The 21,554-nt window shown below is 42.3% G+C and carries 10 protein-coding genes; 3 read left to right on the top strand and 7 right to left on the bottom strand.

What is annotated here, in order from left to right; all coding sequences use genetic code 11:
• Positions 1 to 107: 107 nt before the first annotated feature.
• Complete coding sequence (locus tag BMY70_RS03280) at positions 108 to 449, bottom strand: DUF6249 domain-containing protein (RefSeq protein ID WP_090331889.1); 342 nt, start codon at positions 447 to 449, stop codon at positions 108 to 110.
• A 167-nt stretch (positions 450 to 616) separates the two neighbouring features.
• Here BMY70_RS03280 and BMY70_RS03275 point away from each other — a divergent pair, with 167 nt between their 5' ends.
• Complete coding sequence (locus BMY70_RS03275; RefSeq protein WP_090331887.1) at positions 617 to 1,168, top strand: RNA polymerase sigma factor; 552 nt, start codon at positions 617 to 619, stop codon at positions 1,166 to 1,168.
• A gap of 13 nt (positions 1,169 to 1,181) precedes the next feature.
• On the top strand, positions 1,182 to 1,673 hold the full coding sequence (locus tag BMY70_RS03270; RefSeq protein WP_090331885.1) for a hypothetical protein: 492 nt from the start codon (positions 1,182 to 1,184) through the stop codon (positions 1,671 to 1,673).
• Positions 1,674 to 1,712: 39 nt separating this feature from the next.
• Here BMY70_RS03270 and BMY70_RS03265 read toward each other — a convergent pair whose 3' ends face one another.
• The 6 genes from BMY70_RS03265 to BMY70_RS03240 form a co-directional block, all read right to left on the bottom strand.
• Positions 1,713 to 4,127 (bottom strand): ABC transporter permease, encoded by a 2,415-nt coding sequence (locus tag BMY70_RS03265; protein WP_090331883.1) that lies wholly within the window; start codon positions 4,125 to 4,127, stop codon positions 1,713 to 1,715.
• Between the two features lie 174 nt (positions 4,128 to 4,301).
• On the bottom strand, positions 4,302 to 4,664 hold the full coding sequence (locus BMY70_RS03260; RefSeq protein ID WP_090331881.1) for a hypothetical protein: 363 nt from the start codon (positions 4,662 to 4,664) through the stop codon (positions 4,302 to 4,304).
• Between the two features lie 224 nt (positions 4,665 to 4,888).
• A complete protein-coding gene (locus BMY70_RS03255) occupies positions 4,889 to 7,270 on the bottom strand; it encodes an ABC transporter permease (RefSeq protein WP_090331879.1) in 2,382 nt (793 codons plus the stop codon).
• A gap of 208 nt (positions 7,271 to 7,478) precedes the next feature.
• Positions 7,479 to 13,991, bottom strand: a complete 6,513-nt coding sequence (locus BMY70_RS03250) for a N,N-dimethylformamidase beta subunit family domain-containing protein (RefSeq protein WP_143072041.1) — start codon at positions 13,989 to 13,991, stop codon at positions 7,479 to 7,481.
• A gap of 773 nt (positions 13,992 to 14,764) precedes the next feature.
• Complete coding sequence (locus tag BMY70_RS03245) at positions 14,765 to 17,170, bottom strand: ABC transporter permease (protein ID WP_090331875.1); 2,406 nt, start codon at positions 17,168 to 17,170, stop codon at positions 14,765 to 14,767.
• Positions 17,171 to 17,321: 151 nt separating this feature from the next.
• On the bottom strand, positions 17,322 to 18,194 hold the full coding sequence (locus BMY70_RS03240; protein WP_177196946.1) for an AraC family transcriptional regulator: 873 nt from the start codon (positions 18,192 to 18,194) through the stop codon (positions 17,322 to 17,324).
• 168 nt (positions 18,195 to 18,362) lie between these two features.
• Here BMY70_RS03240 and BMY70_RS03235 point away from each other — a divergent pair, with 168 nt between their 5' ends.
• Positions 18,363 to 21,554 carry a DUF1553 domain-containing protein gene (locus tag BMY70_RS03235; protein WP_229209457.1) on the top strand — a complete coding sequence of 1,064 codons (3,192 nt, stop codon included), beginning with the start codon at positions 18,363 to 18,365 and terminating at the stop codon, positions 21,552 to 21,554.

Here is a 21,554-nt window from a genome sequence, read left to right as displayed (position 1 = left end):
GTACTATGTTTTGCAAGGTACTTGGTGAAAGATTGCCCACTTCTACATAAGTGGCTATAAATCTTTATGAATGGTAGAAAGAAAATGGCGCATGCAACAAACCAACATTACTTGTCACTGAGTTTCCGTTCAATAAGAAAGTTGATAATGAGGCTGAGTCCGCCGAAAAGGAAAACCATCGACAGAAATGAAGTTCCTTTGCTGAAACCATAGTGATCGTGCATGATATCTCCTATGATAATGCCCAGCGCAATACCTACAAAAAGCATCCCAAATTTTAATGTCGGCGAAATCGACTTGTTGTTAGTAATAAAGATCGATGCATCTACACCTCTTTCGATCATTGCTATACGTTCCTTATATCTTGTCATCAGAAAAACATATACGATACCAAAAATCCCTGCGAATGCACCCAGCGCGATAATGACGCTCATTGACGTTCCACTCATCTTGTAAATTGTTTGAATAACAGATTATTTACTCCATAAGACACGGGCGATTTGTGCCAGGTTACAGATTCTGTTGAATTTATTTATAAAAAAAGTTTTAATATAATTTGTAACCAGAACTAAGAAAGTTAGGTCTAACCCGCAACAGGCAGCCATGTAAACAACGAATGAGACATCCGGAAGATCAGGTTTATATTGATAAAATAAATGAGGGAGATTCTTCTGCTTACAGATATCTTGTGAACCGTTACAAGGATATGGCTTTTACAATTGCCCTGAGGATTATGCGGAATACAGAAGATGCGGAGGAGGTAGCTCAGGATGGCTTTGTGAAAGCATATCAGCAGATTCACCGCTTTGAGGGAAAGTCTAAGTTTTCGACCTGGCTGTATACGATTATTTACAGAACCGCAATCACAAAATTGAATAGAAGAGGGGTTTTGTTGTTTTCAGTAGACGAAAATTTAACCGATCATTTCACGTATGACGAAACCGCCCCTCAAATAGAAGCGATGCATGCGCAGGAGCAAACCAAGCTTATAAAAAATGCAATTATCAGACTTCCCGAAATAGACGGGCTATTGATCACACTTTTTTATTTGAATGAAAACACCGTTAAAGAAATTGAAGAGATCACGGGTTTGACAGCTTCGAATATTAAAGTGAAGTTGTTCAGAGCGAGAAAAATACTTGAAGCAGAACTGCGTTTTTTATTGTGAAACCAGAATCAGTATGGAAAACGAGCAAGAAGAAATTTTCAGAAAACTTATTCAAAAAGCCGGATTGGAGAAAACACACGCTGATTTTACCAGCGAGGTGATGAAAAATATTCAGATTGAAACGGAACTTGAATTTGCAAGAGAAGCTAGGTTAAAAATGATTATTTCTGATATCGAACAGGATAGTGCGCCTCCGTTATTTCAAAAAAACGTTATGGCGCAGATAACGTTGACGAAAAAATTAGAAGTAGAGCCAATAATCAGCCGCAAAGTTTGGTATTTAGTTGGAGCAGCGGCCGTTTTGATATTTATTTTTTGTTTTGTGTCGCCGTCTGGCGGGACGCCTGAAAATATTCCTTATTTTTCTACCAGTCTAAAAGTTGTTGTTTCAGATTTCTCCGGAAAAATCGGTGTTTTACCGATTATCTATCCGGCTGTTATTTTTGCATTGGCTTTGCTTATAATGGGGGACTATTTATTTCGTTCTAAAATGGCTGGAAGCTGACAGTATGGAAGTCTCCTACTGTCAACTTCGTTAACCAATTTACTCACTCCGCAACGCCTTCACCGGATTCATCAATGCTGCTTTAGCACTCTGAAAACTAATGGTAATCAATGCAATAACGACAGCCATGACGCCTGCAAGCGCAAAAATCCACCAGCTGATTTGGATCCGGTATGTGTAATCTTTCAGCCAGTCGTTCATGGTATACCACGCGATTGGTGAGGCCAGGAGAAGTGCGATAATAACCAGTTTTATAAAATCTCCTGAGAATAAGCCGAATATATTTAGAGCTGAGGCACCAATCGCCTTCCGTATTCCCATTTCTTTCGTTCTTGATTCTGCCATAAAAGCGACCACTCCGTAAAGTCCAAGGCATCCGATAAATATGGCGATGCCTGTCAGGATTCTGAAAAGTGAAAAAAGCTGCTGTTCTTTTTCATAAAAACTGTTTAGTGTCTGATCGAAATAGGTATACTTGAACATAAAATCCGGAAAAGTTTCTGTCCATGCTTTTTCGATCTGGGCGAGTTTTTGCGGCGTGGCGTTAGCAGCCATTTTTATGCCGAGCGTTCCGTAATTTTTTCTGAAAGTCGTCAAAACGCATGGAATAATTTCACGGTGCAGACTGTAAGTATTGAAATTTTTCACAACACCGACAATCGGTAATTTTACATCACTTCCTCCAATGGTCAGTCTTTTACCAATCGCATCTTGTGGATTTTTAAAACCAAGTTTTTTAACGAAAGCCTCATTAACTACATATTCACGCATGGTATCAGCTGGCAGGTAATTTCTTCCTGCGAGCAGCGTGAGTCCATACGTATTGATATAGGAAGTATCTGCCGGGCGCATGACAATTTCGAAGTCCAGCATTTCTTTATTGTTTTCATAAGTAAAACCTGTTTGCCAATTACTTCGGGACATCGGTGTAAAGGCGCTGAAACTGATTGATTTAACGCCGGATATTTCCTGTAATTTTGTTTTCAGATTTTCCAGTTTCCCATCTTTTTGCTCAGGAACCTGCATATTAACAATTTCGTCGCGCATGAAACCGAGATCGATGGTTCGGAAATATTTCATCTGGCTGTATGCGATAATTGTGCCGATAAGAATGACCTGCGATATCGTAAACTGTAGCACGATCAAACCTCGTCGCAAATTGGACTGCTGATTTCCAGCTTTCCCGACTTTTCCTTTGAGTGCCAGAATTGGTTGATAGCCGGAAACGATCAGTGCCGGGTAGAATCCGGATAAGATGGTTGTCAAAACACTGAGCATCAGTAGAAAACCCATGATAATCGGGTCCGTGATAAATATAACGCCCTGTGACTTTACGTTTAAAATTTGTGACACATAAGGCAGTGCAATCTGAGCAATGATCAAAGCAAGTATTACTGACAATAATGTAATAATCCCTGTTTCCGAAAAGTATTGGCGTAGAAGTTGGCCACGGGTACTCCCGAGCACTTTTCGTACGCCAACTTCACGTGCGCGGCGAAGTGCCTGTGCAGTTGCCAGATTTACAAAATTGACGCAGGCAGTAATCAGAATAAAGCTTCCCACAAGAATCATCGACCAGATCATGCCCTTGCTAATGGTCCTTCCTGCATAATTTTGCGTGTAAGGAGAAAAATGAATGTCGTCCAAAGGCTGCAGGATCCAATCATTTTCGGCAACTGCTTTTGCATCGCGGTATTTTTTAGCAAAATTTGACAGCTGATTTTCCATTTGTTTCTGGGTGATGGACTCTGGCAGTTTCATATAAACCTGGCCGCCGCCGTAAGTAGATTGCCAATCATCCCAATTCGTGTTTGCGCCATATTCTTTCAGAGAAGAAAAGGAAAGCATCACTGTAAACGGAAAACTTGTTGTTGCTGGCGGATTATCGATAATTCCGGTAACTACGAAATCCATTTTATTACTTACCCGTATCATTTTCCCGATCGGATCTTCATCTCCAAAATATTTTTTCGCTTGGTTAATGCTTAGAACGACCGAGCCGGGATTTGCCAGGCTGGTTGTCGGGCTTCCTTTCAACCATTTGTAAGTGAATATGTTAAAATATTCCGGATCGATGAAGGAAACGGAATTCATAGGGTCGATGAATTTTTTTCTCTTTTCACCAATACCTGTCGTCACCAGAGCTTCCTTTGAGGAATATGTACAGGTCACGTTATTTTTAATTTCCGGAAAATCATTCCGGAGCGCTGCTAGAACAGGGAGCGGGGCACCTACATTATATCCTTTTTCGCCCTGTTGCTTATTCCGGTTTAGAAACCTGTATATTCTTTCTCCGTCGCTATGGTGTTTGTCGAAATTCAGTTCAAAACGGACAGTAAAAAAAATCAGAAGACAACAGGACAGGCCAAGGGTTAGACCGGTAATGTTGATCACGGTAAAATTCCAGTTTCGCCGCAGGTTACGCAACGAAGTAATCAGATAGTTTTTTATCATGGCTATGTTTTGTAAGGAAGACATACGTTCGTTTTACAAATTTATGCCACACGTTTAATGATTTTTTAGGTACTTGATTATGAGTTCATTATGTGTTTTTTAGAAAATAAAAATGTTCGCTTTCGGACATTTATTTGTCTGAAAGCGAACATTTTAAGACTTTATCATTCGGTTTTATCCACGACCATTATAACGGCCATATCCAGGATTATTTTGGTAAGCTATCCAGCGCTGGCGTTGAGCCGGGGTTAAAACGGCCATGATCTCTTTTTGTTTTTCCCATTGAAACTGTTTGTAATTTTTAGCCCGGCTGTTCGCCATCAGACGATCATAACGGTTTTCTATTTTCTTAATCTTGTTTTCCTGTTTGCGGGTCAGCTTGACGATGTTATCAAGTTTGTTAATTTGAAACTCTTCTCGAGCGTTATCCCGTGGTGAGTTTTGAACGGCTCTTCCGCTGATCACTGCACGCTGTGCGAAAGATTCTCCAACAGAAAGTGTTGCTAAAACGGCGATTGCTAAGATGTACTTTTTCATGGTTTCTATTGTTTAAATTTGTTTGTTATGTCTTTTAGAGCATATCCAAATCAAATAGTTTAACCACTACATTAGTGCAATCTGCCAGTTGCCCCTTTTACTAGATGAAACCCATAGTCACACCGACTAAATCAGTTTTTTCTATCAGTAACTATCCGTCAGCATCGTGTTAAGTATACTTTGTTTGCTGATCAGCCGATAATAAATGTCGCTGTCAACATTGCTTATTCGCTGCGCAGTGACTTGACCGGATTCATCAGTGCCGCTTTGATACTTTGAAAACTTACTGTAAGGAAAGCTATTACGACCGACAAAACTGCGGCTGTAACGAATATCCACCACTTGATATCAGTTTTGTAAGCAAAATTTTCCAGCCATTTAAACATACCGTAATAGGCCAGGGGAGAAGCGATCACGAAAGCGATGATTACCAGCTTCAAAAAGTCTTTGGACAATAATCCGACTATACTGCCGACTGAAGCGCCCATCACCTTTCGGACGCCAATTTCCTTTGTCCGCTGCATAGTACTGTAGGATGCCAGCCCCAGCAAGCCGAGACAAGAAATAAAAATTGCCAGGATGGCGAAGTTGAAGAATAGTTTTTCAAACCTTACTTCACCGCGATACTGTCTGTCAAAAAACTCATCCATGAAATAATAACTGAACGGGCGGTTTGGCATCGTAGTTTTCCACTTTTCCTCGATCGCCGCAACCGTTTCCTTGATATTTCCACCATCAATTTTGACCGAAACGAGTTCACTTCCTCCGGGTTCGATGCGCATGGTCAATGGTTTTATAGTTTCCTGTAAAGCCCGGAAATGGAAATCTTTGACAACACCCACAATTTTTCCTTCACGCCCCCATTGTTTAAATCTTCTGCCTATTGCTTCCTGAGGGGTTTTATATCCAAACAGTTTTACAGCTGCCTCGTTCATGACCATGGCCTGGGTGGTATCCGTTCCAAATTCCCTCGAAAATGGCCTTCCAGCAACTATTTTCAGCTGAAACTGTGGTATATAATCAAAATCAACAAAGTAAAGATCCAGATTGGCAATTTGCAGATCGCCACTTTTGTTTTCAATCTCTGAATATGCGCCGGGATTGCCGCTGCCCGGAACACTGGATGATGCGGCAGTGGATTTTACTCCTGCAATATCCGCCAGTGACTGTTTGAAAGCCTCTCTTTTCGGATCACCTTCCGAATTAACAATTAGCATCTGATCCTTGCTAAAACCAAGATCGCGGTTACGCATAAAATTCATTTGAGTATATACAACAAGCGTGGCAATGATCAATGCGATGGAAATTGCAAACTGAATGGTCACCAACCCTTTGCGTAATAAAATTCCTTTTACGCTTGTAGTGAATCTTCCTTTTAAAACAACAACCGGTTCAAAAGAAGACAGAACCAAAGCCGGATACAAGCCTGCAACGAAACCAATCAGGATTGCAGCTAGGAACATACCACCTAAAAACGGAAGATTACTAAATATTCCTGTACTGATTATTTTCCCTGAAAGCGTATTAAACAAAGGGATCAGCGCAGCTGAAAGCATTACGGAAAGTATGAATGCGATCAGGCAGATCAATATGGATTCGCTGATAAACTGGCGGGCCAGTAGCATTCGCGGTGCACCAACCACCTTGCGAATTCCTACTTCTTTGGCTCGCTCAACGGAACGGGCCGTTGTCAGGTTCACAAAATTGATGCAGGCTATGAGCAAAATAAAGATCGCAACGGCGGAAAAGACATAGACATTATTGGCACTTCCGGTTTCTTGTCCGCCTCTGGTCGAGTGCAGATACACATCCCGCAATGGTTCCAGAAAAAGCGTATAATGCATCTTCATTTCCTTCATCATTTTCCCTGCACGGTTTTCCAAAAATGCTGGGAATTTTTTGACAAGAGCAGCACTTGTTGTCTGTGGTTTGAGAAGCAGATAGCTAGAGGCTCCAAAGTTTCCCCATTGCTCATCCAGGCCTTTGTTAAATCGTTGGGTCATTGTCGCCATCGACACGATCATATCAGCCTTAATCTGCGAATTTTCAGGAATATTTTTGATCACTCCCGTAACTGTTGCCGGCAGCCCCTCTCCTGATAAGAGCAGGGTTTGCCCCAACGGATCAGCATCACCGAAATATTTTTTTGCTGCCTTTTCAGTGAAAACGATACTTAGCTGTTCTTTCAGTGCTGTCTTCGGATTTCCCTTTATTAACTCAAAATCGAAAACCTTAAAAAAGGTTGAATCGGCAAAAATTGTTTTTTCTTCCTGAAATTTTATATCACCTTTCCTTACCAGAAAGCTTCCGCCACTAACACGTGTAAAAGCTTCTACTTCCGGAAAATCATTTTTGATATTGGGTGCAAAAGCCCAGCTTGTAACACCGGTGTTGATTGTTTCTGACGGTGTTTTAATGTCTGTAACCAATCTGTAAATCCTGTCAGCTTTTGTATGAAAAGCATCATAACTTACCTCAAAATGAACGTAGAGGAATATCAGAAAACAGGCAGACATTCCGACCGTTAATCCCAAAACATTGATAAAAGAGAACACTTTGTGTTTCCAGAGATTGCGAAGAGCAATTTTGAGATAATTTTTTAACATAGGTTGGGTGGGGTAATACTGGCTAATGATTTAATTGTAATCATTAAATCTATGCCTTAATTATAACTGTACTGACTGTCAAATATTTATGCCTTTATTGTTTGCTGAAATTGTTCACTTTCGAACAGTAATGTTCGGCTTTGAACGAAATAATATAAGATGCGTCAGCGCAAATTTACGCTGACACATCTTGATATAATTAACACAGCTATCGGAAAATGACCACCTTTGATGTCATTACCTGTCCGTCTTTATGGGTGACAACCAGAATGTAAGTCCCGGTGCTAAGTGCTTTAACGTCGATTGATTTGCTGACATTATTTCCATAAGCGCTGTAAACTGTATTCCCTTTTTGGTTGTGGATTCTGACGCTTTTTATTTTAGTAAGATCCTTCACATTAACAGTCAAGGCGTCGGTAGCAGGATTGGGAAATACCAAAAGTTTGTCCGGTAAATTGTCAAATATAACGCTCTGAATTTTACTGAATGTGTAGGTCCCGTCTTTATCAAACATTTTCAGACGGTAGAAATTTTCACCGTTTGCTGCATTTTTGTCTGTGAAACTGTATTTTCTCAAAACCGAACTTTCACCTGTTGAAACGACCGTCCCGATTTTGTTCCAGTTTTTAGCATTTAGACTATGCTCAATACTGAAACTTTCACTGTTGGTTTCCTGCGAAGTTGACCAATTTAACAGAGCTGATTTTTCATCTTTGATTACAGTGAAACTGAGCAGCGTCACGGGTAGCGGGTTGGGAGCTATTGTTATTGTATAAGATGCACTTTTGATACAGCTTCCCTGCGTGGCGGTAACGGTCACAGAAAAGGATCCAATTTCAGTTGGTTTTCCGGTTATCTCACCCGAAGAGGCGTTTATCGACAATCCATTTGGCAAGCCTGATGTACTGAAAGTAAAACCTGATGAAGAGGTTGTTACCGTATGTGAATAAGATGTGCCTGCTATTCCACTTGCCAAAGCAGACTCCGTCACTGGTGTAAAAATAATATCCGGACAGTTTGGTTTTGCACAATTAACGGATACAGTTTTCAGTATTGGCGTGAAACTGTTGGAAGTCGTTAAATCTGCGCGGTATTGAATATACCTCGAAACGCCACCAACGATAACCCCACTGGACGCAATAACAGTGAAGTTGGTCCAGGAATTGTCTGTGGGGTCAATTGAATTGCCCTGGCGCTGGAACAGTTGCAGTGACGTCCCTGCCGGAAGTTCGGCCGTCCAATTGGCCTGCTGCCATTCTTTTGCTGTGCCTGCATCAAACACACGAGAAATAAAACTTCCGGAAGCGGGATATGTGGAAGGTGTAATCCTGATCCAATCCATAGCCAGCACCGGACCACCCACGTTAAAGTCGCTCAGGCCTACACGCATAGGCGTTGACAAAACGGTATTAACAACCCGAACTGAAACGCCATCGATAAAAAATTCAATCGTGTTAACGTTCCAGTCAATCCGGTAGGTATGAGGTGAACCGAGCGCCGCATTAGGAATTGTGAAATTATCAAATCCGGAATTTGCGACCCGGGCCTGCAGCTCCGTGCTTGTGTTATTGGTACTGAACATCGCCCAAATGGCTGTATTATTATACATATCAATGTTATTCCCCGCACCAAAGCCAATATGCTGAAACTGTGTTGCTCCAAACGTTGCCGTAAACTCTATGGAAGTTCCCGGGCCAAATGTTGCAGTTTCTGGTTCTGTGTTGAATCTCGCTCCGTCGACCACAACCTGACCATTCACAATGTTACTCGAACCTCCGTTATTCCAGGGAAAACTCTGCCATTCAGTAGCGGGTGGCAATGTCGTAAATTCCTCTTGTTCAGGTTTTAAAGTTACACCACCGGCGGTTACCACCGTATTAGTTCCTGGTGTTCCGGCATTAAAGTTGCTGGCTGTCAGATCCTCAAAACACGCGGCGACCGGGGTTTCAAAACTGAGCGGTCCGCTCATGGCAGGCTCGGTGGTACTGTTCGCTTGAGCATCTGCTGATATAACTTTGTAGTAATACGTTGTTGCCGGCAAAAGTCCGGTAATTGTAATACTATGGCTATTGACCAGATTTGAAGAAGCTGCATGCTGGTTCAGTTCATTTACGGAAGTGCCATAAATAACTTTCGAATCAGCGGGCTCGTTTGTCGTCCAGGTTATGAGGGCCGTTCCAGGATCTGATTGTGTTGCTACAATATTTAAAATCTGTGGCGGGATATCATCGGTGCTGTACGTCGCGATATAATTCCCCCCGGCAGCTGGAAAAAATGCATAAAGAATTCCTTTGATCGTTTCATTAGAGAAACTTACCGGGCTGCCATTTAGCGTAATGCTACTCAACTCTCCGTCTGCTGCGTAAACAGGAAGCATTGCAAACATATTATTTGAGCCCAAAGCTGTTGCAATACTGAAATTGAGAATATTATCAGCCCATGTCATATTCCCAAAAGAAGAATTGTTTCGTCCATCCAGCCATGTAAGCATTTGTCTGGCAGAAATAACTGGAATATTTCGCGATTGTGTCGAAGCAACAATCGCGTTAGATCCTTCAGTACTATTACCGCCGTTCGCATCCGTGTGCATATTTGCTGGGAAAACACCGTAAAATCCTTTCGGACCGGTTGCGTTGTCAAGCAGCGTATTGATATGAGCCGCGTAAGTAATTCCGGATTCGTCCGTCAGCTGGGTTGTTGCCTGGTAAACATCTATTATTGAGCCATCCAGGTCCGCAAAACGCATCGGAATTCCAGATCCTGTGAACATTCCGGGGCGATCCTGAACCCATGCTCCCGGCCAATAATAATAATTTGCGTCGAGCCGTATTCCGTTTTGCAGTTCGGCTTTTGGCTGGTTTGCCCAGTCGCTCCAGGCGATGCAGTGAGTCCTGTTGGTTGTTGGGTCTAAGACACTGGGAAACTGAGTCGCGAAATCATTCAACTGCGTGGCAAGCAAATTTGAAATACTGGCTTGGGTATAATTTTCACAATTCGTATTTAAATGAAGTGCAATTTCAAATCCTTTCGCTTGAAAATTTGCCACTTGCTCATTGGTAATTGGCGTGTTTGGATAAATGTAGGAGGTGCCGCGAATGGCAGTCCAGTTATCCACCGCAGCCTGATCGTTTGAGGTGCTTTTGGTCAGATAATCGTCAAACCGCCCCACAGTTCCGCCCGAGGCATGATCATCTCCGGTCATTATAACTGCGGCTTTCAGTTTACGGGGCAAATACCAGAAACGCGGCAAAGGTTTTTTATGCAGATTACCGTGTAAAATGATGTTTGCAAGAAGCCGTTGCTGTTCGTCGGCTTGTGGAATACTGACTTTTTCAAAATCTATCCAATCCGGAAAAAACAGATCATCGGAGCGGATCGGGCCGCTTTGTCCATCTCTTTTCTGTCCTGCCCACTCAGGATTTCCCTGGCGGGTATAAACTATGGATTTTGCAAGATCATAAGCGAAGGCAACCGCGATTCCGCCATTCGCCCCAACCGATCTGGACGTAACGGCAGGATTCTCTGTTGCCAAACCTGAACCGGAATACAGGGTGGCGATACTTGTTGCTCCGGTGAGGGTATAAAGATTTGCCTGACCGTGAAATTGAATTGTTTCGGTAACGATACCTGTACCAGGCAAACCGGACGTATTTACTTTTAAATATTTATCGCTTAGGGAACCCGATACTGCGGTCAGACCTAATAACGGATTAAGCTGCGCATCTGGCTTGAATGCTATCAGGGTTCCACCTGCATCTACCCAGGAAGTCAGCGTAGTTACCATTTCACCTGAAAGAATAAATTCTCCCAGTAAAATCACGTCGTAGTCATTTAATATACCAGGATTTGACGCGATTTCTGAAATATCTTTTGCTGCAAATTCATTTAAGCCTTCTGCTCTCAATATTTCTACAGGATACCGGCTAAAAGGATTAGCGGAGGAACTGATAACCAGGATCGGCCCGCCGGGACCTTCGTTAGGAGAGGGTAGGGAAACTGGTGCCGCTCTGGTTGTAAATGTTGCAGTGAAAACGGAGGCAAGTGAATTTCCACTTATATCCTTGATTCGCGGGTCTGTACTTCCTCCAAGAATCTCTATGGTGTAAACAGTCGAATAATTCAAAGCTACCGTAGGAATAATTGTAGCGGAAAGCGTGCTGACATCATACGTTACCGATGCCGGAATTGCCGTGACGCCACGTAGCAGTCGTATCGTGGTTGTTGAAACAGTACCAGCGTCCAGCGCTTCGTCGAATGTTATTTTTATCTCGGGCAGGATATTAACGTTGGCAGCACCACTGACGGGTAAAGTCGCCACAATGGAAGGTGGCGTAACATCTGCCTGAGTCCCCAGTTCGAAAACTACATCGACATAATAATTGCTTGACTGGAAATTCTCGTTCGGAAAAGTTGGTGTTGAGGAGTACTTATAGATACCATTTGGAACCGCGTCTGTATCTGCCAATCCTTTCAGATGACCATTTACCCTCTCAATGTTGAAATACGGATTCACCGAAGAATAATTTCCGGTGGAACTGTGATAGGAAATAATGTAGGTCGTGTTTGCCGAAATTGGTACCGGAGATGAAAAGCTCGCCTGCTGCCAACCCTCGGCCGTCTCATTAGAAAAAACGATTTGGGCTAACAGTCCGCCGTTTGAATTATACAACTGGCCCGTGTGTGTGCCGGTATTTTGAATATGTTTGTAAAACCGTACTCCTGTAACCAGGCCACTGACATCCGAGCTGAATTTCATACCCAGCTGTATGCTCTGATTATCATTGTAAACCTGAGATCCGGGAACATCCGTTGGTAAGAAAACAGTGCAGGGACAAGCTTGTGCAACGGCCGCCCCAATTGTAACAGCTAAACTCGTAACCGGGCTTATGTTACCAGAATCATCAACCACCCTTGCCAGAATCGTTGCGGGTCCGGACGTTGCGGGAGTCCATGCATATGTCCAGTTCAGGGTTCCGGCTGCGAGTCGCCAGCTTTCTCCACCATCTGTTGATATTTCGATTCCTGAAACTGTTGCGTTGTCTGAGGCAGTACCAGTAATGGTGTAAACAGCATTTGCAGGAAAACTTTCCCCGCTTCCCGGCGAAGTAATTACCAGCGCTGGCGCTTCCGTATCCGTTGATTTTGTGGCCGCAACTAGATTGCCCTGCAAAGTCTGGGGTTGAACGTTCATGTCAGCAAAAAGATTGACGGTAGCTTGCTGCATGGCCGGACTTACCGGCTCGCTGCCCCGATCATGAACATCATCCAATCCCCATGACCACTGCACGGTTCCAGCTCCAAAAACAAGTGCCCCGCCGCCGGATTTGTAAAGGCTGAGATGATGCGTTTTTCCGTTGACGATTGTTTTTGAGAGTATGACTCTACCCGCCGGATAAGTTGAGCGGTAACTTTCCTGCTCCGGATTCCACTCATAGCCCAATGTATTTTGTGTGAGTGTAGCCGTCTGACCATTTGTCAAAGACGAAACATTTGTATTCCGCCAGAAGCGAAGATTTTTGTAATCGCTCGGAACTTCTATCGTACCTGTAAACCCATCCCAGCTTAACTGACCGCTTAACGTATTCTCGGGCTTACAGCCATCGCTGTCGGGAAATTCGCAGCCGCTTCGCCATAATCCTGTCCATTCAGTCGTCGTTTCGTCACATTTTCCATTACACTGATTTTCACCCTGTGATCCTTCTTTATAGCAAACCAGGGTCCGGAACGATGTATTATCCGTACTAATACTATTTTCATAACGTGTTTTCCAATAAATTTCGTTACCGCTGAAAAAGGCAAGATGAGTACCCGCTTCTCTGGCTGCCGTAACATTATTTCGCATTCCTTTTGACCAATATTCATCATGCCCGACGGACATGAAAACTCTGTGATTTGCGATCAGGTTCCCGCGGCGGTCCGAGTCTATATCTGTGGTATAGGTCACATCGTAACCGTTTTTTTCTAAAAAGCGAAGCATTGGATATTCTGAATTAAAAAGCCAGTCTTCCATCGCTCCGCCTCCTCCGTTTCCTGCACGTGTATAAAAAGGACGATTGTAACTGACTTTCGAAGCTTTCGTCCCTGTCACGCCGCGGTATAAACTTTTGCCATTGCTTTCAGTATCGCCATAAATATTGTAAGCCTGCCAGGTGGCGTCAGAAGTTTGGAAGAGCAGATCTGAATGACTTGCATCGTCTCTGACTATAAAAGCAATGTGACTGGATGCGGTTAAGTCATCATTTCGTGTCAACTTGGCAATATAGATTCCCGACACTACTTCGACAGGAATTTGCCAATGCGCTGATTCCGTCCAATTTCCGCAGTCTAGCAAACCTGTTCCCGGATTTGCGGCGTTAACAAAATCAGTCATACAGGGAGGTTGGGATTGGGGTAAAGTAGCAGTAATAATGCCATTTCCCTGGAAGCGCGCACCCAGCCCGCCGTAATAGCCAAGCCGATAAATTTGGACAGTATAGCCCGATGCTGTGGTTTTTATTTTAAATCGGGCAGTCTCACCTTTGTTGTAGCTGATATCTGTAGCAAACCCTTGAATACTCAGCGATCCTGAACCGGAAATATCCCAGACGGATGCAGGAGTTCCGGGCCGTGCGTTTTCAGTAACGATTGCATTTGACTGCGCAAAAACCTGCCCGAATCCCAGAACGAAACAGCATGCGACCGTTAATAATAACTGAATGGCGGAGTTTAAAAACTTTAACATATCCGTTATATTGAAAGTGAGTAGAATATTAATTGGTTTTGAGATGTGCGCTTTTTGCAGGGCACAAGAAATCCTGTGCTGAATAAGATGCAGCATCAGACGTGAACAGGTTAAAAAAGCTTTAAAGCCAGTGTTTATGGGTAGTGGTTATTGGTCTTTCTCGTGAAAAAATCCGGGAAGGAGAAGATGAATTGAAAATCTGCGAAGATGACCCATCGCCCGTAGGAATGTAAAGTTCGTGTCATATTCTTTATTGATTAGGTTAAATAATGAGGATGTAAAGGTGTATACCTCTAAATAAATTCTGACGCTGCCTGTTGGTGGCAAACGTGCTGGACTTAATTGCTACATGAGTCACAATGCAAGACAAGATATAGAAATATTTAAAAATAATATAAAAATTATCAAATATTTTATTATCTGGTAAAGTGCTGATTATTAAGTATATGAAGTATAAAATTACTTCGAATATAGTTTTTAACTAAGTAGACTTTATTTTCAAACTATAGGTAGTATACGTACTATATGACAGACGAATTTATATAAAGATTCTCTCGAATTAGGTGTCAGAAGCCAGCTGTTTTTCATAAATAAAGAACGCTGAAACGAAGGATGAATTCATCCGGGGTTCCAGCGTTCTTTATTTGTGATCGTGTAAATCCTTGTCTTTAAAAAGGATCTATTTTCAAAATGTTTTGAAAAGCAATTTGACTGACATTCGAATATAACAAATGCATGAAATCAGGATGCATATGTCCGAACGCGTTGATTAGCTATTCACTCTTTAAGGCGTTAATCGGGTTACGGAGCGCAGCTTTTATACTTTGAAAACTAATTGTTAATAGTGCGATTCCAGCGGAAAGGATTCCTGCTCCAATAAATATCCAGATGGAAATGCTTGTGTGATAGGCAAAGTTTTCAAGCCAGTTATGCATGCCATACCATGCGACCGGCGAAGCAATAACAATTGCGATGAAAACGAGTTTTAAGAAATCGTTTGATAACAGCATTACCAAACTTGGGATCGACGCACCTAGTACTTTGCGAACGCCAATTTCTTTTACACGAAGTTCTGCCATAAACATGGATAATCCCAGAAGTCCAAGGCAGGAAATGAAGATCGCGATTCCTGCAAAAATTCCGAATAACAATTGCTGAGTCTGTTCCCTTGCATATAGTCTTCCAAAACGTTCGTCCAGAAATTCATAGGCAAACGGTTTGTCGGGAAACCGGCTCTCCCACACTTTTTTTACATGATCAATAGAATTTTTGAAATCACCGCCTGCGATTTGTACGGAAAGCCATCTTCTGTTGTTGCCAGTTTGCATAAACATCACAATGGGTGCGACTTTTTGATGAAGTGACTCAAAATGATAATCTTTAGTCACACCGATAATCTGGCCGCGCACTTGTCCATAACCGAAACGGTTTCCAATCGCATCTTTCGCATTTTTCCAGCCAAGCAGCCGAGCCGCTGTCTCATTTAGTATAAATCCTTCGGTTTTATCAGTTCCGAATTGTTTGGAAAAATTCCGCCCTGCAGCCATCTGGATTTTATAGGTCGGGATGAAATCTTCATCAACCGAAAGCGATTTAATACCGATATCCGACGGAGCCATCGAATCTCCCTTCATCACATACGCTTCCCAGGAGTCAAGAAGTCGACCTGATGGGATTCGTGAAGAACGCCCAACTTCGGTGATGTTGCTGTTCTGTTTTAATTCCTGACCTATGGCTTCAAAATTTGTAGTGGAATCCGAAGGCGGTGAGAGTAAAATCACCTGGTCCTTGGAATACCCCAGTTTATAATTTTGGATATACTTCATTTGGCTGTAAACCACGGCGGTACTGATAATCAGTACAACTGCAATTGCAAATTGAGCAACAACCAGGGTTTGACGCAATCTGCCGTTTTTCAACGCGGATGCAATTTTCCCTTTTAATACGCTCGTCGGTTGGAAAGAAGTCAGGAAAAATGCGGGATAACTTCCTGCAACAAGACCAGTGAAAAGCGTGATTGAGATGACTATAGCAATAAAGGATGGAGTTAAAAGAGAATTGGTTGTCAGCTGTTTTTGAGTAAAATCATTTAGAAAGGGCAGACAAATCGCCACGATAACAAAGGCAAGAACTAACGAAATGCAAACCAGTAAAATCGATTCGCTCAAAAATTGATTAATAAGCTGGCTGCGAATGGCTCCGACCACTTTTCTCATGCCTACTTCTTTCGCTCTCTTGGCTGATCGCGCGGTTGCCAGATTCATGTAATTGATACAGGCGATAAGCAGAATAAAAATGGCAATCGCTGAAAATAAATAGACATACTGAATATCTCCATTAGCTTCCATTTCAGAATCCATGTGGGAATGAAGATGTATATCGGTCAGTTTCATCAGGTTGAGTACCGACCATGTAGAAGCCTTTGGATCAATGTGTTTGTTCTGAAAAGCCGGAAATGCCTTTACGAGTTTTTCAGGATCATAGTTTTTCGGAAGTAGCAAAAAAGTAGAAAATGAATTATTCCCCCAATTTGAACGCAGGTTTTCAGCTCCATAAACACGGTCATCCGTAAGCGTTGAAAATGAGATCAAAAAGTTTGGGTGAAAACTGGCCTGTGACGGAAATGGTTCGAAAACGCCGGTGATGGTATAATCGAATTGATTATCGACCCTGATGGTCTTGCCAAGCGGATTTTCTTTACCAAAATATTTCTCAGCCATTGGCCTGGAAAACATGATCGAAAAAGGATTTGAGAGGGAGTTTGCCGGGTTTCCCTGCAAAACATTGAAAGAAAATACTTTGAAGATATTTTCTTCCGCTGCATAGATATTATCCTCATTGAAGACATGCTCACCATAACGAATCATTCCATCGGTTTCCAGTAAACGGACAACTTGTTCTATTTCCGGAAAATCCTGGTGAATTAGCGGGCCAAAAGGTGGCGCAGCATGACCGAGACGAAGCGATTCTGTTCCATCTTTCGAAAGAAATGTCCGGGATAGCCGGTAAATTCTATCGGCATTTGCGTTGTGCCGGTCGTAGCTTAATTCGTCTTTGACATATAGCGTCAAAAGTAAAAAACAGGCAAGGCCTATTGCCACTCCAGTAATATTGATAAAACTGAATGACTTGTGTTTTACAAGATTCCTGAACGCGATTTTAAAATAGTTTCTTATCATGGCTAATAGATCTGCGAGTTGCACTTGGGATATTTATAATAATTTTGTGCCATATTGATAATCAAAGAGTTAATTTATTTTTTGTAGTTCAAAATGTTCGGAACCGGACAATTCTGTTCGTAAGCGGACAAGGTACCTGTTACAATATTTTTCAGATTGTATGATTGTTTCTTCCAAAGACTCCGGGAGTTTGTCCGATGATATTTTTAAAAACCCTTGAAAAATAAGACAGACTTTCAAAACCTGCCTGAGCCGCAATTTCACCAAGCGAAAGCTCTGTTGTAAGCATAAGAAACTGAGCTCTTTCAATTCTCTTTTGCTGGATAAAAGCTAATGGCCGCGCTCCTGTATGTTCCTGAAAGAGCCTGGAAAAATAATCAGGATTCTGACATACTCGTTCGGCGAGTTCTGTAACAATCAGCCTTTCGCTCAGATGGTCCTGAATGAAATATATGGTATCCAAAATTTTATTCGGAATCGTACTGGTGCTATTATAATTTTCAGGAGTCAAAAATTTAGCAAGGAGTTGAAGCAGAATTCCTTTTGTTTCGAGATAGACAGCGATTGGCAGATCGTTATTTTGCAGCTGAGCACTTTGAATGATTAATTGCTTTTGGTAGTCTTTCGGGTTGTAGGATCTTATCAGATTCCTTCCCGGGTTGAGAAATAATATTCTTTTGAATAACGCGTGGTCGGATGGTTTGGCCTCTATTTTAAGAATAGACTGTTGTCCGGAAAATAGGGATCTCCCATCTGGTGATTCCTCCAGAAAATGAATGTAATACTGGCTTAAAAATTCCGGACAGTGGTAATTACACAAGGTAAAGCTTGGGATCAGATAAAGATGATCTTTTTCTAAAATAACAGTTTTATCCGCCTGATGCAATTTGCCCAAGCCATCATCGATCAGATATAATCGATAAAATGGACTGACAATATTCCGGTAATTCCAGCTTTTGTTCAATTTTACATAATCGGTATTTAGCAGTGAAAATACTGATTTGGAGACGGATTGATTTATCATTGGCATCTTTCCCGTTGAAGATATTTTTAAAGTAAAGTTAAAATGTCGGATTTGTGAAAAACTGCGTCAATTTTGTATAATTTTTACAATTTATTAAATTATACATTTGTTGCAATGAAATTTTGATCCTGACATATCATGCGGTATATCCAATTTTTCTTCGCGATAATGTCTCTTACGAGCTTATTCTCCTGCGGACCAAAAATGCCGGAGGACGTACAGATCGCTTATGAAGAGCTCCCTGAGAAGCTTGACTATAACCAGCACGTCAAACCCGTATTGTCAGATAAATGTTTTGCTTGTCACGGTCCGGACAGAGCGAAGCAAAAAGCAGGTCTGCGTCTTGATTTAAAGGAAGCTGCCTACGGGAAACTGCCTGAAAATCCAGATAAAGTGGCAATCGATCCGGGCAATTTGACCGGAAGTGAATTCTATCACCGAATCATGTCGGCAGATCCTGAATACGTCATGCCGACAAAAGATTCGCACCTGAGTCTGACGGCAAAGGAAAAAGCGATTTTGATCAAGTGGATCCAGGACGGCGCTGAATATAAGCCGCACTGGGCATTTGTGAAACCTGAAAAACCGGACTTGCCAGATATACAGAATAAGAGCTGGGTTAAAAATCCGATCGACAATTTTATACTTTCAAAACTCGAAGGGGAAAAATTGCAGCCGTCCCGTCAGGCAGATAAAGAATTGCTGCTCCGCCGAGTTTCGCTGGATTTGACAGGCCTGCCTCCAACCCTGGAAGAAATCGACATATTTTTAAAAGATAAATCTGAAAATGCCTATGAAAAGCAAGTTGACCGGCTGCTGCAATCACCGCATTATGGTGAGAAAATGGCGGTTGACTGGCTGGACCTGGCTCGTTTTGCAGATTCACATGGTTATACCGTCGATCGTCTTCGGGATATGTCGCCGTATCGTGACTGGGTGATCAATGCATTTAATCAGAACATGCATTATGACAAATTTGTGCAGTGGCAGCTAGCCGGCGACCTTATGCCGAAGCCGACAAAAGACATGATAATCGCGACAGCGTTTAACCGCAATCATCAGCAGAATATGGAAGGCGGAATTGTCGAAGAAGAATTTCAAACCGAGTATGTTATCGACCGAACAAATACGTTTGGGGATGCAATGCTTGGAATCTCGATAGGCTGCGCCAAATGTCATGATCATAAGTATGACCCTATCTCACAAAAAAATTATTATCAGCTTTTCAGTTTTTTTAATAATATAAAGGAGGCAGGACAAATTTCCTGGGATGACGCTTTGCCTACGCCCACATTGATGTTGCCGACTGCCAAAGAGGAAAAAATGCTTCATTTTATTAATACGCAAATTGCTTCGCAGGAAAAGGAAATTGAAATGGCAAGAATCAGTTCTGAAGCGGAATTCCAAAAATGGGTTTATGATCAGCGGTATCGTGAGTTAAGCAAGGAAATTTCACCTAAAACAAACCTACAGGCGCTGTTTTCTTTTGATAACAATTCTTTGAAAAACACTGTTAATGCGAAAGAAACGGGCATAATGAAACGCGAGTCCGGACAAACTGGCGACAGGCCGGTGTTTGTAACGCATAACAACGGTCAGGCGATGGTTATGAATGGAGATGTGTTTCTCGACCTTGATCAGGCTGGTGTTTTTCGCCGATCTCAACCTTTCAGTATAGGTATTTGGATAAATATTCCAAAGGAACTGAAGGAAGGTGTTATATTGCATAAGTCTCAGGCTGAACGACTTTACAATTTCAGAGGATATCATTTATATCTGAAAGATGACAGACTGGAACTAAATATGGCGCATACGGCGCCTTCCAATGCAATCACCAAACAATCCCAAAAAGGAATTCCCCGAGAGCAGTGGATTCAGCTTACCATAACCTATGACGGTTCATCGAAAGCAAAAGGACTGAATCTTTTTCTGGATGGAAAACTGTGCATGATGGAAACTACGATGGATCAATTAACCAAAGATATTTTATTTAAAGGAGAAAAACAGCCAGGTTTGCAAATAGGCGGGTGGTGGAGAGGGCTTGGTTTTAAAGGCGGGAAAATAGATGATATAGTAGTCTACGACAGGGTATTGACCAATTTCGAAATAGGTGTCCTGGCTCGCAAAAATTCCTGGGCAAAGGTTGCTGGTAACTCTAGGAACCAATTGGCTCCAATAGATTTGGCTATCTTAAAGGATTATTATATGTCGGCTGTTTCCCTTAAGGTAAGAGCTGCGTCAAATTTGTTAACCAGAACCAGAACTTCTCAGGCCGACTCAACAGATAAAATCCGGGAGTTAATGGTCATGCAGGAAATGCCGAAACCTAAAAAAGCACATATTCTTTTAAGGGGTAATTACGATGCTTTCGGTGAAGAAGTTTCGCCGGAAACACCAGAATCAATACTGAAATTTCCGAAAAATCTTCCTAAAAACAGATACGGCTTGTCGCTTTGGCTAACCGATAAAAAGAATCCTCTAACTGCACGGGTTGCAGTGAACCGGTTCTGGCAAAATTTCTTTGGTACCGGAATCGTGAAAACTACCGAAGATTTTGGTAACCAGGGAGAACTTCCCAGTCATCTCGAGTTACTTGACTGGCTTGCTATCTATTTTCAGGAATCAGTCTGGGACATCAAAAAGTTAAACAAGCTGATCGTTATGTCCGGGACTTATCGGCAGGATTCAAAGACTTCGGACGAAAAGCGAGAAAAGGATCCTGAGAACCGATTATTGGCGCGTGGCCCTTCGAATCGGATGACAGCAGAAATGATACGGGATAATGCATTGATGGCAAGTGGTTTGATCAACAACAAAGTTGGTGGCGAAAGTGTAAAACCCTATCAGCCAGAAGGTCTTTGGGAAATAAACAACACGACTTACAAACCGGATTCAGGTCAGGGTGTATATCGCAGGAGCTTATATGTGATCGTAAAAAGGTCAGTCCCCAACCCGACGCTTTCTACATTTGATGCAACTTCCCGAAGTTATTGTGTGGTAAGAAGGCAAAAAACGAATACGCCGTTGCAGGCTTTGGTAACGCTGAATGATCCAACTTTCGTTGAGGCGATGAAAGTTTTGGGCGAAAAAATGAGCCGTATTTCTGATACCAGACAGGCAATCGCTATGGCTTACAGAAAACTTACCGGGCGATTGCCATCTTCCATGGAAACGGATTTGCTAATAAGCATGCAGAAAAATGAATATCAGAAATTCAAAAGATCACCGCAAAAAGTAACTGGCTTGCTTGGCGCCGGTCAGACAAGAATTGATCAAAAAGCAGATGCCGCTTTGATTGCAGCAAATGCATTAGTAGCAAGTACCATTTTGAATTCGGATGCAACTTTGACCAAACGATAA

This window comes from Dyadobacter koreensis (assembly GCF_900108855.1).
Classification (GTDB): domain Bacteria; phylum Bacteroidota; class Bacteroidia; order Cytophagales; family Spirosomataceae; genus Dyadobacter; species Dyadobacter koreensis.
This window is presented reverse-complemented; position numbering and strand designations above follow the sequence as displayed.